The sequence below is a fragment of the Muriicola marianensis genome (assembly GCF_014638095.1).
Classification (GTDB): Bacteria; Bacteroidota; Bacteroidia; order Flavobacteriales; family Flavobacteriaceae; genus Muriicola; species Muriicola marianensis.
Genome location: NZ_BMFH01000002.1, coordinates 205,513 through 219,352, shown reverse-complemented (window position 1 = coordinate 219,352; position 13,840 = coordinate 205,513). Strand labels below are relative to the sequence as shown.

General features: G+C 48.3%; 11 protein-coding genes. 3 read left to right on the top strand and 8 right to left on the bottom strand.

From position 1 onward, the window contains the following. Nucleotides 1-10: 10 nt before the first annotated feature. From IEV19_RS11950 to IEV19_RS11915, 8 genes are all read right to left on the bottom strand, one after another. Entirely contained in the window at nucleotides 11-1,483 is a 1,473-nt protein-coding gene (locus tag IEV19_RS11950) for a RagB/SusD family nutrient uptake outer membrane protein (RefSeq protein ID WP_188370969.1), read from the bottom strand. Nucleotides 1,484-1,492: 9 nt separating this feature from the next. Then, nucleotides 1,493-4,522 (bottom strand): SusC/RagA family TonB-linked outer membrane protein, encoded by a 3,030-nt coding sequence (locus IEV19_RS11945; protein WP_188370968.1) that lies wholly within the window; start codon nucleotides 4,520-4,522, stop codon nucleotides 1,493-1,495. Nucleotides 4,523-4,764: 242 nt separating this feature from the next. Beyond that, nucleotides 4,765-7,659 (bottom strand): helix-turn-helix and ligand-binding sensor domain-containing protein, encoded by a 2,895-nt coding sequence (locus tag IEV19_RS11940; protein WP_188370967.1) that lies wholly within the window; start codon nucleotides 7,657-7,659, stop codon nucleotides 4,765-4,767. Then, nucleotides 7,643-7,918: an ATP-dependent Clp protease adaptor ClpS gene (locus IEV19_RS11935; RefSeq protein ID WP_188370966.1), complete on the bottom strand. Its 276-nt coding sequence runs from the start codon at nucleotides 7,916-7,918 to the stop codon at nucleotides 7,643-7,645. Before IEV19_RS11935 ends, IEV19_RS11940 begins: the two co-directional genes overlap by 17 nt. A 103-nt stretch (nucleotides 7,919-8,021) precedes the next feature. Continuing rightward, complete coding sequence (prmA, locus tag IEV19_RS11930) at nucleotides 8,022-8,858, bottom strand: 50S ribosomal protein L11 methyltransferase (protein ID WP_188370965.1); 837 nt, start codon at nucleotides 8,856-8,858, stop codon at nucleotides 8,022-8,024. A 2-nt stretch (nucleotides 8,859-8,860) separates the two neighbouring features. Continuing rightward, nucleotides 8,861-9,613 carry a triose-phosphate isomerase gene (gene tpiA / locus IEV19_RS11925; RefSeq protein WP_188370964.1) on the bottom strand — a complete coding sequence of 251 codons (753 nt, stop codon included), beginning with the start codon at nucleotides 9,611-9,613 and terminating at the stop codon, nucleotides 8,861-8,863. A gap of 17 nt (nucleotides 9,614-9,630) precedes the next feature. Beyond that, complete coding sequence (locus IEV19_RS11920) at nucleotides 9,631-10,728, bottom strand: BT_3928 family protein (RefSeq protein ID WP_188370963.1); 1,098 nt, start codon at nucleotides 10,726-10,728, stop codon at nucleotides 9,631-9,633. Nucleotides 10,729-10,741: 13 nt separating this feature from the next. Then, on the bottom strand, nucleotides 10,742-11,287 hold the full coding sequence (locus IEV19_RS11915) for a DUF1599 domain-containing protein (RefSeq protein WP_188370962.1): 546 nt from the start codon (nucleotides 11,285-11,287) through the stop codon (nucleotides 10,742-10,744). A gap of 110 nt (nucleotides 11,288-11,397) precedes the next feature. Between IEV19_RS11915 and folP the strand changes: the two genes are divergently transcribed. Genes folP through IEV19_RS11900 form a run of 3 tightly spaced genes read left to right on the top strand, consistent with a single transcriptional unit; the run spans nucleotide 11,398 to nucleotide 13,838 of the window. Beyond that, nucleotides 11,398-12,231 carry a dihydropteroate synthase gene (folP, locus tag IEV19_RS11910; RefSeq protein ID WP_188371320.1) on the top strand — a complete coding sequence of 278 codons (834 nt, stop codon included), beginning with the start codon at nucleotides 11,398-11,400 and terminating at the stop codon, nucleotides 12,229-12,231. 43 nt (nucleotides 12,232-12,274) lie between these two features. Beyond that, on the top strand, nucleotides 12,275-13,060 hold the full coding sequence (gene cdaA, locus IEV19_RS11905) for a diadenylate cyclase CdaA (RefSeq protein ID WP_188370961.1): 786 nt from the start codon (nucleotides 12,275-12,277) through the stop codon (nucleotides 13,058-13,060). A 1-nt stretch (nucleotide 13,061) separates the two neighbouring features. Next, a complete protein-coding gene (locus tag IEV19_RS11900) occupies nucleotides 13,062-13,838 on the top strand; it encodes a DUF3667 domain-containing protein (RefSeq protein ID WP_188370960.1) in 777 nt (258 codons plus the stop codon). Nucleotides 13,839-13,840 lie beyond the last annotated feature (2 nt).

The following is a 13,840-nucleotide window of genomic DNA, read 5'->3' as shown; positions in this document are numbered from 1 at the left end:
TTATTTTTTATTAATAGCCGGGATTCTGATTCCAGCGGTTTCCTGCCAATTCAATTTCTATAGATGGGATGGGAAACAATTCGTGTTTCCCAACTGTAAAGCCGTTGATCGCCTGTGCGGCCCTTCCGGTACGAACCAGGTCAAAGAAATGGTGGCCTTCCCCCACGAGTTCGAGTCGTCTTTCGTCGTAGATCGCATTTCTCAGGGTTGTGCCAGTATCATTGATATCTCCCAGACCGGCTCTGTTTCGGACCCGGTTCAGGTATTGCTGAGCCTGGGTATCATTGCCGGTCCTGTTATGGGCTTCGGCTGCCATCAGCAAGACATCGGCAAAGCGTATGGCCCTGTAGTTATTAGGGTTGGTCAGGTTGGCATCAGGTGTGTTGAGATCGCCCTGGCGAGCAATGTACTTTCGGTTGTAGAATCCGGTATGTTCAAATCCCTCCACGTAGGAAACCTCGGGGTTGGCCGCAGCCCATGCCTCAATATCAAGGATGGCCACATCTCGCCGTGCATCGTTTGCAGTAAAGGCATCATAGACCTCCTGAGTCGGTACGTTGAAACTGAAGCCCGATTCGAAGACAGGACCTGTGTAATTTCGTATTCCGTTAAACCCAACGGCAACGTTTCCTTCGCTACACTGTAAACATCCAAATCCAGCTCCTTCCACATCAGTGTATTGCACTTCAAACACAGATTCTATATTGTTTTCGTTGAAGTTTTCGAACATCGTGCTGTAGTCCGGCAGCAGGTCATAAGGGCCGGTATTGATCACTTCATCCAAAATAGCTGCGGCATCGGTGAACTTTTCCTGATAGAGATATGCCTTGCCCAACAGCGCCTGAGCAGCACCTTTGGTAGCCCTTCCGGTCTCTGCCTGTACAGCCGGTAAATTGGCTGCTGCAAAGATCAGGTCTGATTCAATCAGGCCGTAGATGACTTCCTCCGGCTGGCGCTCCAGTACGTCCTGGTCCCCGAAAAGGATCCTTCTGTCCGGTTCCTGCACGTTAAAAGGCAGGGGGCCAAACCATTTAACCAGTTCAAAATAGTAATAGGCCCTCAGGAACCTCGTTTCAGCAAGGACCACGTCCTTACCAGGGAAATCCGTCTTGTCCTGGAATTCCAGGATGTAGTTCGCGCGGTTCACTCCGGCAAACATCCAGCTCCAGATATCCCTGAGTTGCTGGTTTACAGGGGTATGGGTCATGTCGTCTATTTCCTGTATGCCGGGCACGTCCGTAGCGCTTTCTCCCCCGGCCAGGGTGTTGTTGCTCGCGATCTCTCCTACCATCACGTTGAGGTAGGTCGACTGCAACATATCATAGGCCGCAATAAGGGCTTCCTGATAGTCAGATTCGGAATTGAAAAAGTTCTCAGAGTCCTCATCAAAAGATGGCACGTCGACAAAGTCGTCCCCACAGGAAAGAGCAAGCAATCCTGAAGCCAGCATTATAAGTCCTACTTTTATATATCTCGTTTTCATACCGCTTGATTAAAATTTTAGATTAACCCCTAATAAGTACGTCCTGGGTACCGGATAAAATCCCTGGTCTATCCCGGCTCCAATGGGCGCGCCGGAAGAAGCACTGGGATCATAGCCCCTATATTCCGTCAGGGTAAACAGGTTGTTCCCTGAAATATAGACCCGAAGCTGATCAATACCTACATTATCCACAATCCTGCGTGGGAGGGTGTATCCAATCTGCGCATTTTGCAGACGGACAAATGAGCCGTCCTCCACGAAATAATCGGAGAACAGGATATTGGATGTGGCTCCCGTGGTCACCCTGGGGAATTCGTTGGTGGTTCCCTCCCCGGTCCATCGGTTCAGTGTATAGACAGATCGGTTCACCAGGGGTTGGTTACGTTCGTAATTACGGACGATATCGTTTCCTATAGAGGCGAAGGCGTAGGCTGTGAAATCCCAGTCCTTGTAGTTCAGGGAAATGTTCAGACCCATGGTCACATCGGGTATAGGGTTTCCGATATCGGTACGGTCGTCGTTATCTATGACCCCGTCCCCATTGATATCGACAAACCTCAGGTCGCCGGGGGCGGCATTGGCTTGGGTCGCATGAGCGTCAACCTCAGCCTGGTTCTGGAAGATCCCATCGGTCTGAAGACCAAAGAAATACCCCAGGGGTTTTCCGTTTTCCATACGGGCTGGTGGGTCCTGGCCGACTCCAAATGAGCCACCGGGTATAAATCCAACTCCGTTGTTCACGGAGATAACTTCGTTCTCAAGGAAGGTGGCATTGTAGTTGACCCCGAAAGAAAAGTCCTTGGTAGGATCACTGCCATAGCCAATAACAAATTCGAATCCTTTGTTTTCCACGGTCCCGGCGTTTACGACCGGTGAACCGGAACCGGGAGCTGCTGCCCCAAGTATACCTGAAACAGGAGGTGAAACCAGCAGGTCTTCCGTACGTTTGTTGAAGTAGTCCAGGGTGATATCCACCTTACTATCAAAGAGTCTGAGGTCTGCACCTATATCCAGGGTCTTTTGTTCCTCCCATGCGATCTCAGGGTTGGAGATTCCTCCGGCTGCACGGCCGAAGAGCAACTGTCCGCCCAGTACATAGGCTCCTTCCCCGTTGAGGATGGAACGGAAGCGGTTGCCCCCGATCCGGTCGTTTCCTACAATCCCGTAGCTTCCCCTTAGTTTCACAAAGGAGAAGAGCTTGCTGTCTTGAAGAAAACCTTCCTCTGAGACGATCCAGCCCACAGACCCGGAAGGGAAGTAGCCAAATCGGTTACGCGGCCCGAAATTGGTCGATCCATCCCTTCGGATGATCCCGGAGAGCAGATACTTTCCTTTTATATTGTATTGAAGCCTTGTAAAATAAGAGAGCAACCTGGAATCGAACTTGCCCACTGTGTTGTTCTGTTCATTAAAGTTGATCACATCCGAGGATTGCTCGATAAAGGCATTGCTGAAACTATTGTCAGGTATGTCAAACCCCTGGCTTCCCCCGAACTGGCCTGTGGTCTGGAAAAGGGACATCCCGAGTGTAGCTGTCAGACTATGGTCTTCCCAGAATTCGGCATTGTAATTAATAAAGGTATCCCAGGTGTAATCCCTGAAAATATTCTTTGTATCCACCACAAAATTCCGGTCTACGTTAAACACCTTCCCGGATCCATAAAAAACGGTTGGAGAAAAGAAGCGGCCTGTCACCTCGGCGTAGTTGAATTGCAAACTGCTCTCCAGGGTGAAATTATCGAGGAATGCGTAATTCCCTCCAATCTTTCCACTCAACCGGTGTACATCATTTTCGTTAAAGGTATTTGCGATCTGCGCGAGGGGGTTGATCACCTCGTTTCCGAGTCCCTCTGATAAAGTGAAAACCCCGTTGTCATCCTTGACGGAGAATGTAGGAGCATTGTTCAGGGCATTAAAGAGGACCGATCCCAGGGCATTCTCAGGCAAGGTCTTTCTATTCGTACCCGTATATAAAAGGTTAGCGGTTAATTTAAAATTCTTAAAGAGGTCTGAATTGAAGTTGATCCGACTTGTGAGTCGTCGGAAATTAGCTTTAGGTCCGCCTACGATACCGTTTTGTGTCAGGTAGGAAGATCCAAAGGAGAAGGTAGACTTCTCGCCTCCCCCACTCACGGTAAGGTTGTGGTTAATGATGGGAGCCGTTTCAAAGACCTCGTCCTGCCAGTCAGTCCCTTCGCCCAATCCGAATAGATTGGGATAAGGCGGCACACCTCCACCGGCGGTAAAGGCTTCGTTCACAATAATAGCATATTCAGTGGCGTTCAGGACAGGAATCTTCCTAGATGTTTCCTGGAATCCGCCATAAGCATCATAACTGAACTTCAGGTCTGTGTTCTTTTTCCCTGTCTTTGTGGTGATCAGGATGACCCCGTTTGCAGCCCGCACTCCGTAGATCCCTGCGGTCGCGTCTTTCAGAATGTTGATACTTTCAATATCCCCCGGATTGATCACACTTAGGTCCTCAATCACGTTACCGTCTACAAGGATAAGCGGACGGTTATCCCCGTTCGTAGAGATACCCCGGATCCTGATATTGGATCCACTACCCGGAGAACCTGATTCAGAAGTAATCTGCACTCCTGCCACCTGCCCCTGCAGGGCCTGTTCTATCCGTTGGGGATTTAAATCTTCTATCGTCTCGGCTCCTACTACAGAAACCGCACCGGTGATCTCTTTCTTGGTGGAAGTTCCATAACCCACGACCACTACCTCGTCCAGGGCATTTACGTCTTCCTGCAAGGTGACATTAAGGGGATTGGCATCCCTGACCACAACCTCGGTTGTGATATATCCAAGGTAGGAAAAGACCAGTACGTCACCCACCTGTCGGTTGGTTAGGACAAAGTTTCCATCAAAATCCGTTACAGTTCCAATTGTGGTGTTCTTTACCACCACATTCACCCCTGGAAGTGGACCCCTTTGTGCCGCTTCGTAGACGGTTCCGCTTACGGTGATCCCCTGAGCCAGTACTCCAGAGATGGTGAACAGGGCGAGAACAATTGTTAAAACGTATTTCATCGGTTGAGAATTTTGATCTCGTAAGGTAAGACAAGGCTATTAGTAATTCCTTATAACCTTCCTCAACAAAAAATATACAAGCAGCAATTTTATTACTGTATTTTTCACAATTATTCAGGAAACACCCCTGAAAATAACGACTTTGGCAATGAACTGAGTATTAATATTTCTTTAACAAAAAGGAGTGAAAATACAGATTGTATAGGTAATGTTGAGGTGAAAAATCGGGCTTGTATAGCTGTTTAGAGGGCGATGATGTACTCTGTCAGGTTCGAATCATGTTCGAGATTCATTTTTTTCCGCAATCGGTACCGCTTAATTTCCACACTTCGGGTTGAGATATTCAATAATGGGGCGATCTCCTTAGAGGATAGATTGAGGCGAAGATACGCGCACAATTTGATGTCATTAGGGGAGAGATTCGGGTGTTTGTTCTTGAGTTTCTTAAGGAATTTGTGATCGGCATTGTTAAACGCTTCCAGGAACATTTCCCAGTCATCGTTCTGATCGATACTTTTATCGATGATCTTGACGATTTGATTCACTGATGCGCTCCCCTGTTTTTCTGAGGCAAGCAATTGTTCTTTCACCCTGGTCAAGAGCTCATTTTTCTTTATCAGGCTCATGGTGGAGGCGGCGAGTTCATTGCTCTTGTTCCTGAATTCTTCTTCCAACTGCCGGTTCTTCAGGTTAGCGATCTCTTTTTCATTGCGCATCCGTTGCAGTTCCATCTCCTTTTTATTGACGTCAATGATCTCCTGCTGCCGATTCCTGTAATAGCGCCTGTAAGTCCTATGGATAACAATAGCACCGAACAAAGCGATCAGCAAGTAGCTTACCATAGCCAATCCGGTTGCATACCAGGGCCTGTCGATCACAAAGGAATAAGTTGCCGTATTCGTAGAGATATCATTCCCAACTTTGGCTCGTACCTCGAAAAGGTAAGTCCCGTGAGGCAGGTTGTTAAAAGAAACCTTCTTCTCTTCTGTCCATTCACTCCATTCTTCATACAGTCCTGAAAGCCTGTACTGAAACCTAGGCTTTATCAAGGCCGAATATACCGGGGCGTAAAAATATATCTCCAAGTTGTTCTCCCTGTCGGAATATCTGCCTTCCGTCCCGGGTTCCGAAAGGAAATCAATCCAAGTTCCTCTGGCATATGCCGATACCGCAACTTTTTGAATTCCCACCTCGAATTTACGCTTGGGAAGTCGGTCTGTGTCGAAGGAGATAAATCCATTATTGGACCCGGCGATGTACCTTCCCTCAGCATCCGGACCATAAATATTTTCGTATCCATTGATGTTTCCCCTGTCAGCTGCCATCAAAGGGACAGAACGAATCACCGGACTGGAATTCAAATTGCCGGGAGAGACTTTGCTGATATCCTTTTGTGTGAAGATCCAGAGTTCTTTTCCTTCACGGTCCGAATCCAGTTTCCCGGATACATACCCCCCTTCTTCGAGCACACTGCTCAGGACCGTATCCTTTTTAAATCCCCTGCTTGCGCCGTCTAAACTAAAAACTCCGTCCCTGAAGGCAAAAAGCAACTGATCACGATAGCTGATCAAACCCGAATTTGCTCCCCTGTGAAGGGTATCGGCCTCAAGGTTAGAAACTTCCCGGTAATCGTCGTCTACCTTCATTCTAAACAATCCCTTATACTCGTGATTGACAAAGATCTCCCCTTTGTAAACCTCAAAGAATCGGGATGAATTAGAAAAATTGTCGATCCTGTTCCTCAACTCCCAGGTCCCGTTATTTCCTTCCAGGACATACAGCCCTGTATAATTACCCTGCAAAAGAAGGTCTGTCCTGCCGGGAAGGGCTTTCACCCCCCAGGTCCCTCCTATTCCTACCACCTTTTTCGCCCGGCCTGCCTCGATAGTGTATGTACCGGTGTGATGACCACAAAAAAGTGTATCCCCTATCAGATCCAGGGACCATACCTGGCCTTCAGTTCCAGGCACCAATCGAAAATCCCGGTCTTTTTCGTATTCCAGATAATACAGGCCCTGGTTTGTGCCCATGTAGAGGTATCCGTCCTTTTCGCTGACGGCGTAGACACTGCCAATAAACCCGCTGTTATCCTGGTAGACCCGGTAAGCCGACCTTAGGTTGAGCACACTAAGACCGTTATCGAGACCGAGCCAGAGATTGCCTTCCTGATCTTCGTATAGCGAGAGTACGGTGTTGTTCTGCAATCCCTTCGACTGATCTACCTGATATTGGAACCGCCCTTCCCTGTCGAGCAGAATCAACCCCTCGGAAATAGTACCCAAAGCGAACCCACCACCCCTCAGGGCAATGGCTGAATAGATACTCATTCCGGACAGTTCCCTGTCCATATCCAAACCCCAGGGCTCGATGACCTCTCCCCTTATAGCATAGAATCCATTTTGTCGTGTCAATACCAGGACGTCCCCGTCGAGTTCGAACATGTTTACCACCTCATCTTCCCTGAACACCGGAGTGTTGAATTTAAGAGTGGCTATTCCATTCTCAATACTGAATAGGCCCTCTCCGGGTCTCTGGAAATATACAGTCTGTCCTATAGTAAAGATTCCCGGAAGGGATGAATCCGTTTCTACCCAGTTCAAGGTTTGTTCATCCAGATCGAAGGTATATATGCGGTTGAGCGAATGAAAAACCAATAAGCGGTCGAGCTTCAGAATATTCCAGAATTCTTCATCGGGAAGTATTTTTTCCCTGATGCTGTTGGAGAGGGAGGTATATTCGAGGTGGCCGATTGCATTTCGTTCCCAAAATCCAAACTCTCTGAACCCTCCTGTATAGATCTTCTCATCGAAAACGCGGACAGACCTTACTATGCTTTCATTGGGCAGGGGATAAAGACTCCAGTGTGCGCCATTGAATTCGAGCAGTCCCTGGCTATTGGCAATATACAGGATCTTACCGGCGTCCTGGGCGACATCCCAGTTCTGGTTCTCTCCCCCGTATTGGGCAGGGGTGAAATTCTGCAAAGGCGGGATACCCTGTGCGGTGCAGGTAATACCAAAAGAGATCAATATGATAAGGAGAGTAAGCCTCAACTGGAAAGCTTTAAATACAGCTGTCTGTATAGATCCCTGAGGAATAGAGATCACCGGAATATTCTGTTCAGACCAGTTCTGCACTCAGACCGGCCTGTAGTAATTTAGTGCACCTCGGTTTCAGATCGTCGTATTCTCCTGTCTTGACGGTGCATTTGCCATTGTAGTGAACGATGAGAGAACACTGTTCTGCCTGTTCGGGGGTGTGATCGCAGACACTGATTAGCGTCTCAATAACGTGATCAAAGGTGTTCACATCATCGTTGAAGAGGACGATCTCATGTTGTTTAACCGTTACTTCTTCGAGCAATACCTCTTCTGAGAATTTTTCTTTTTGACCCATAGCCGAGAATTTTTACTAATATAATAATTTTTCGGACTTGCGAATTCGGGGCTAATCGATTGAATCGTCCCGTAGAATCTAGGAGTATTTGAATACGCACAGGTTAACCCAAGAGAAACTTCACGGCTACCCAGGAATTCCTTTCCTTTTTGTTGTCGAGCTTTAATCCGTGTGCATTACAGTGGGCAGTAATACTTTTCAGATCGTTGTCGTAAAATCCACTCAGCAGCAAACACCCTCCAGCTTCCAGGTGATCCACATATACAGGGATATCATCGATCAATACATTCCTGTTGATATTCGCCAGTATCAGGTCGTATTTCTTTTGCGGAATGGCAGAGGAGTCACCCTGATAGACCCTGATCCTTTCCTGCCCGTTTTTCTCAGCATTCTCCAAAGCATTCTCATAACTCCAGGGATCAATGTCAACAGCATCGATCTCTGAGGCCCCCTTCATGGATGCAAGAATAGCCAGCACTGCGGTTCCACACCCCATATCCAGCACGGTTTTTCCTGCCAGGTCCATATCCAGGAGGAATTCCAGCATCATATGCGTGGTTGCATGGTGTCCGGTACCAAAGCTCATCTTGGGTTCGATCAGGATGTCGAACTGCACATCTTTTTGTATGTGGAATGGGGCCCGAACCCGGCACCTTTCATCTATCTCGATGGGCTCGAAGTGGGTCTCCCATCGTTCATTCCAGTTTTCGGGAGGGATTTCCTGCCATCGGTAGGAAACCTCGAAAGCAGGATTTTCAAGCAGGTGCACCTCCTTTAAAAGTTCCTCCCGCCAGTCGGTCTTACGCACGTAGGCTTTTAATCCGTTTTCTGTCTCCTCAAAACTCTCAAAAGGGAGGGCAGACAATTCGGCCAGCAGAATGTCTCTGCCGGGATCGGCAGGATTGACTTTAAAAGTGTATTCAAGATAGGGATAGCTCATTTCTATCGGGCTGCAGCCACAATGGCTGCGAAATCGGCAGCGACCAGAGACGCTCCTCCGATGAGTCCGCCATCCACATCGACTTTGGAAAAGATCTCTTCGGCATTCCCGGGTTTGACGCTCCCTCCGTACAGGATGGTCACCCCCTGGGCAATATCATCGCTATAAGTACGGGCGATCGTCTTGCGGATAAAGGCGTGCATTTCCTGGGCCTGTTCGGGAGAAGCGGTCTCACCGGTACCGATGGCCCATACGGGTTCATAGGCAAGGACGATGTGTTTCCAGGAAGCAGCCTTCAAATGGAAGAGCGCATTCTTCAATTGGCTCTCCACCACCTTAAAATGCTCTCCGCTTTTGCGTTGTTCGAGTTCTTCCCCAAAACAAAAGATGATCCGCATCCCTGCCTTTAAAGCGGCGTCCACTTTTTTTGCCAGGAGGCTGTCGTCCTCACCAAAATAGGCACGTCTCTCGGAATGACCCAGTATGACCGTACTCACCCCTATTGATTTGAGCATGTCTGCCGAGATCTCCCCTGTATAGGCCCCGCTCTCTGCGAAGTGCATATTCTGTGCTGCGACCTGTATAAAAGAGCCCTTGAGTTTACCTGCAGATTCGGCCAGATTCACAAAGGTAGGAGCGATGATCACCTCCGCATCCGATTTTTTTATGGCAGTTTTCAATTCCGAAATAAGTTGGGCTGTCTCCTCCCTGTTCTTATTCATTTTCCAGTTGCCGGCTACTATTTTTCTTCTCATGGTGCTGTTGATTTCATTTAGTTGAAAGTGAGTTCGTCCAGGTCGTTAAAATGGACTTTCTCCCTGATGGTTCCTTTTTCCAGGACCAGGACTCCCGGGTTCGACCTGATTATGGTCTTCAGGGCGGTCTCATCGGTAAAGTAAAATTGGAAGTTCAGTTGAAACTCGTCTATATATCTTTTGCTCAAGGCCTCGTTGGATGCAGATACTCCTATCACCTTGTAGCCCTTATCCAGGGCCCTGTCGGTTATCTCTTTTATGCTGTCGAATGCACCGACGTCACTCTTGGCCAGATCGTATGCCACAACCATGACCAGCCTGGGTACTGCCATGAATTCGGCCGCCCTGTCTTCTCCGTCTTCTTCTATAGTGAAGTCGTGGATAGGAGGCTCATATCCTTTTTGGATCTCTTTCGTCTCCACCCCGATGAATTCTCCATCAACGGTGGGATACTCCCCATTAGTCACTATGGTTTTCTCCGTTCCATTCACGTCGAAGGTCCAGGCGTATTCGAAGATCGCTTTAGGGGCATCAGGAGGAACCACCATGCCATCAGGTATATTGGCTCCAATTTTATAGGGCCTGAAATCCAATGCAGGTAAGTGGTTGATCACCTGGTTCACAAAAAGGCTACAAGCTATTATGGATGCAAGAACCACCGCGAGGGAGATCCTGGTACTGAAGATCGGGACTATGTGTTTTTGACCATAGAGCAGGAGCAGGATAAGGAACAGCAGGACCACATCCTTGCTAAACGATTCCCAGGGGGTTAGCTTAATCGCATCCCCAAAACACCCGCAATCCGTGACCTTGTTAAAATAGGCCGAATAGAAGGTCAGGAAGGTAAAAAATACGATCATCCCCAGTAAACTCCACAGAGTGATGCGCTTCTGATACCCTAGCAGCAGGAGTACACCCAGCACTACTTCCAGAATAACCAGAAAAATGGCCATGGCGAGTGCATATGGAGTAAAAAACGGCAGATCGAGTACGGCCGGACTAAAATACTCTTCGAGTTTAAAGGAGAACCCCACAGGGTCGTTTAGCTTGATCAATCCTGAAAGAATGAACAGGACTCCGACAAAAATTCTTGATAGGGTGATTACGATCTTCACAATATATGCTATATCATGCGGTTTCTTCCTCCAGGTGGATCATGGCAAAGACCGCGTAGTTGATAATATCCTGGTAATTGGCAGCGATGCCTTCACTGACAAGGGTGACCCCCTGATTGTCTTCTATTTGTTTTACCCGGAGCAGTTTTTGCAGGATAAGGTCGGTGAGTGAACTCACCCTCATATCCCTCCAGGCCTCCCCGTAGTCATGGTTCTTGTCTTCCATCAGGCTCTTGGTCTCTTTGGCAAACCGGTCGTACAGTCCGGATGCCTCTGAAGGGGAGAGGTCCGGCTGTTCCACCACCCCTTTTTCAATCTGAATAAGGGCCATGATGGAGTAATTGATGATCCCGATAAACTCTGAACGCTCATCCTCATCAACCTTACGAACCTCCTTCTCCTGCAGGCTGCGTATCCGCTGAGCCTTGATAAAGATCTGATCTGTGAGGGAGGGAAGCCGCAAAATACGCCAGGCACTCCCGTAGTCCTTCATTTTCTTATCGAACAACTCCTTACACCGGGTAATTACCGAGTCGTATTGTTCAGAAGTATGCTGCATATCCTGCTATTTTGCGTACATTTCGATCCCAAAAGCATCGGCTTCAAAGGTCGGTGTTTAATCTAAATCGGCAAAATGAATTCTCGCAGAACACTGCGCGCTTACCTATGATGACCCTGAACTGCAAAGGACAACTGATCGATCTTAACACTCCCAAGGTCATGGGGATCTTAAACCTGACTCCCGATTCATTCTACGACGGCGGGAAGTACAAGGACGAAAAGAGCATTCTCTCACAAACGGAAAAGATGCTTGAGGAGGGTGCAACCTTCGTAGATGCCGGTGCTTACAGCTCGAGGCCGGGGGCAGAGGATATTCCAGTAGAAGAGGAATTACGTCGTATTGTCCCGGTGTTAGAACTCCTGCTGAAGCATTTTCCGGACATCCTGGTCAGCATAGATACCTTCAGGAGCAGGGTTGCGAAAGAAACCCTGAATACGGGTGCGGCTCTGATCAACGACATTTCGGCCGGCCATCTGGATCCGGAAATGATGGAGACGGTCGCAAAGGCACGGGTCCCCTATATCATGATGCACATGAAGGGAAATCCCCGTACGATGAAGGATTTAAATACGTACACTGATCTGATCGAGGATATCCGTTTCTATTTTTCGGAACGATTGGCTGCAGCCAGGGCTCTCGGGATACACGACCTGGTGATCGATCCCGGTTTCGGATTTGCCAAAAATATCGCTCAGAATTACGAATTGCTGAGGCAGCTGTCACTGTTCAATACCTTTGGGATACCTGTCCTGGCCGGCCTGAGCCGCAAGTCCATGATCTACAAGGTGCTCGGAGGAACACCGGCGGAAGCTCTGAATGGCACCACTGCCCTGAATATGGTGGCCCTTCAGGGAGGGGCAAATATCCTCAGGGTTCACGATGTAAAGGAAGCTGAGGAATGTGTGTCCCTGTATCGCAAACTAAGTGATGCCAGCCTGTAGGCTGGAATCCACTATTTTTTCTAATTTTACAAAAACGACCGGATTGGACTTTCTGAATTTTCTGGATTTCAAGATTACAGACTTCCTGGATATCCTTCTTGTCGCCATACTCCTCTACTACATCTATAAGCTGGTTCGCGGCACTGCCGCTGTCAATATTTTCCTTGGGATCGTATTTATCTGGGCTTTCTGGAAGCTCACCCAGTTACTGGGCATGAAGATGATCAGCAGTGTGGTGGGTGGTTTTATGCAGGTTGGATTGATCGCTCTGATCGTGGTCTTCCAGCAGGAGATCCGCAAATTCCTCCTGATGATCGGTTCTACAAATCTCGCCAATAAACGCAATTTTGGGAAGCGCTTCAGTTTTTTAAAACAGGATGGGATCGACCCGGACCTGAGGGTGGGAGTAGTGATTGAAGCCTGTGAGAAAATGTCGAAAAGTCGAACCGGGGCCATCCTGGTCATCGAGCGAAACAATTCCCTGGATTTCATAAAATCCTCGGGCGACAGGATGAATGCGGAGGTCAACCTGCCTATCCTGGAGAGTATCTTTTTCAAGAACAGTCCCCTGCACGACGGCGCTGCCATCATCCGTGGTAACCGCATCATCGCCACCCGGGTGATCCTCCCCCTGTCGCAGGAACGCAATATCCCTCTGAGATTTGGCCTCAGGCACAGAGCGGCTATCGGGATCACTGAAAAGACAGATGCCCTGGCCCTGGTGATCAGTGAAGAGACCGGCAGCATTTCCTACATTAAGAACGGGGAATTTATCATCTATAAAGACTTGCGGGAATTGGAGACCCTTATCAAAAAAGACTTGCTCTAGTATGATTTGCAAAAATTGCGAGAAGCCCCTGACCTCTGAATCCAATTTTTGTTCGTTTTGCGGAGCCAAAGTGATCTTGAATCGCCTGACCTTCAGAAACCTGACCTATGAGATCTCCCAACGCGTTTTTGACTTGGACAACTCATTTTTCCGGACTTTTGCTCAGTTAATTGTCCGGCCAGAGATGGTGATCGATTCTTATATTCAGGGGGTTCGAAGAAGGTTCCTCAACCCCATTAGCCATCTCGGGATCGCTCTGACATTGTCCGGGATCATCATCTTTGTGATGCAGAAGGTCATGACCCCGGAGATGTTCTTTGCCTACGGGCGACAGCTCCCTGAAGAGGTGGCCGGAAAACTTTACAATTCAATTTACGATTACTCTTCCCTGTTTTTTATCCTCTACATCCCGGTATTTGCGGTCGCGGGCTACCTGACCTTCAACCGCAAGGACTATCTGCTTTCGGAATATATCATCGCCTACATCTACATCCTTTCTCAGTGGAGTATCTTCCTTTTTCCGATTTCCCTGATGGTCCTGATTTTTGCGCCTACATCTTATATCGACCTGAGCTTCCCGACTCTTTTCATTATGATCGGGTACAGTGTCTTCGCCATGCAGAGGATTCATCGGTACGCAGCCGCGGCTGCCACACTAAGGGCGATCTTGTTTTTTATCCTGACTGCGATAGGGTATATCGGCATCATCATCCTTTTCTACATCGTCATGTTTATGACGGGTACACTGGAACTACAGGATTTTGCGCCTCAGCAATAGGG

What these genes read in the sequence shown, in the direction of transcription:
- IEV19_RS11950 (WP_188370969.1), bottom strand. Translation starts at nt 1,483, where the DNA reads ATGAAAACGAGATATATAAAAGTAGGACTTATAATGCTGGCTTCAGGA.
- IEV19_RS11945 (WP_188370968.1), bottom strand. Translation starts at nt 4,522, where the DNA reads ATGAAATACGTTTTAACAATTGTTCTCGCCCTGTTCACCATCTCTGGA.
- IEV19_RS11935 (WP_188370966.1), bottom strand. Translation starts at nt 7,918, where the DNA reads ATGGGTCAAAAAGAAAAATTCTCAGAAGAGGTATTGCTCGAAGAAGTA.
- prmA (WP_188370965.1), bottom strand. Translation starts at nt 8,858, where the DNA reads ATGAGCTATCCCTATCTTGAATACACTTTTAAAGTCAATCCTGCCGAT.
- tpiA (WP_188370964.1), bottom strand. Translation starts at nt 9,613, where the DNA reads ATGAGAAGAAAAATAGTAGCCGGCAACTGGAAAATGAATAAGAACAGG.
- IEV19_RS11915 (WP_188370962.1), bottom strand. Translation starts at nt 11,287, where the DNA reads ATGCAGCATACTTCTGAACAATACGACTCGGTAATTACCCGGTGTAAG.
- folP (WP_188371320.1), top strand. Translation starts at nt 11,398, where the DNA reads ATGACCCTGAACTGCAAAGGACAACTGATCGATCTTAACACTCCCAAG.
- IEV19_RS11900 (WP_188370960.1), top strand. Translation starts at nt 13,062, where the DNA reads ATGATTTGCAAAAATTGCGAGAAGCCCCTGACCTCTGAATCCAATTTT.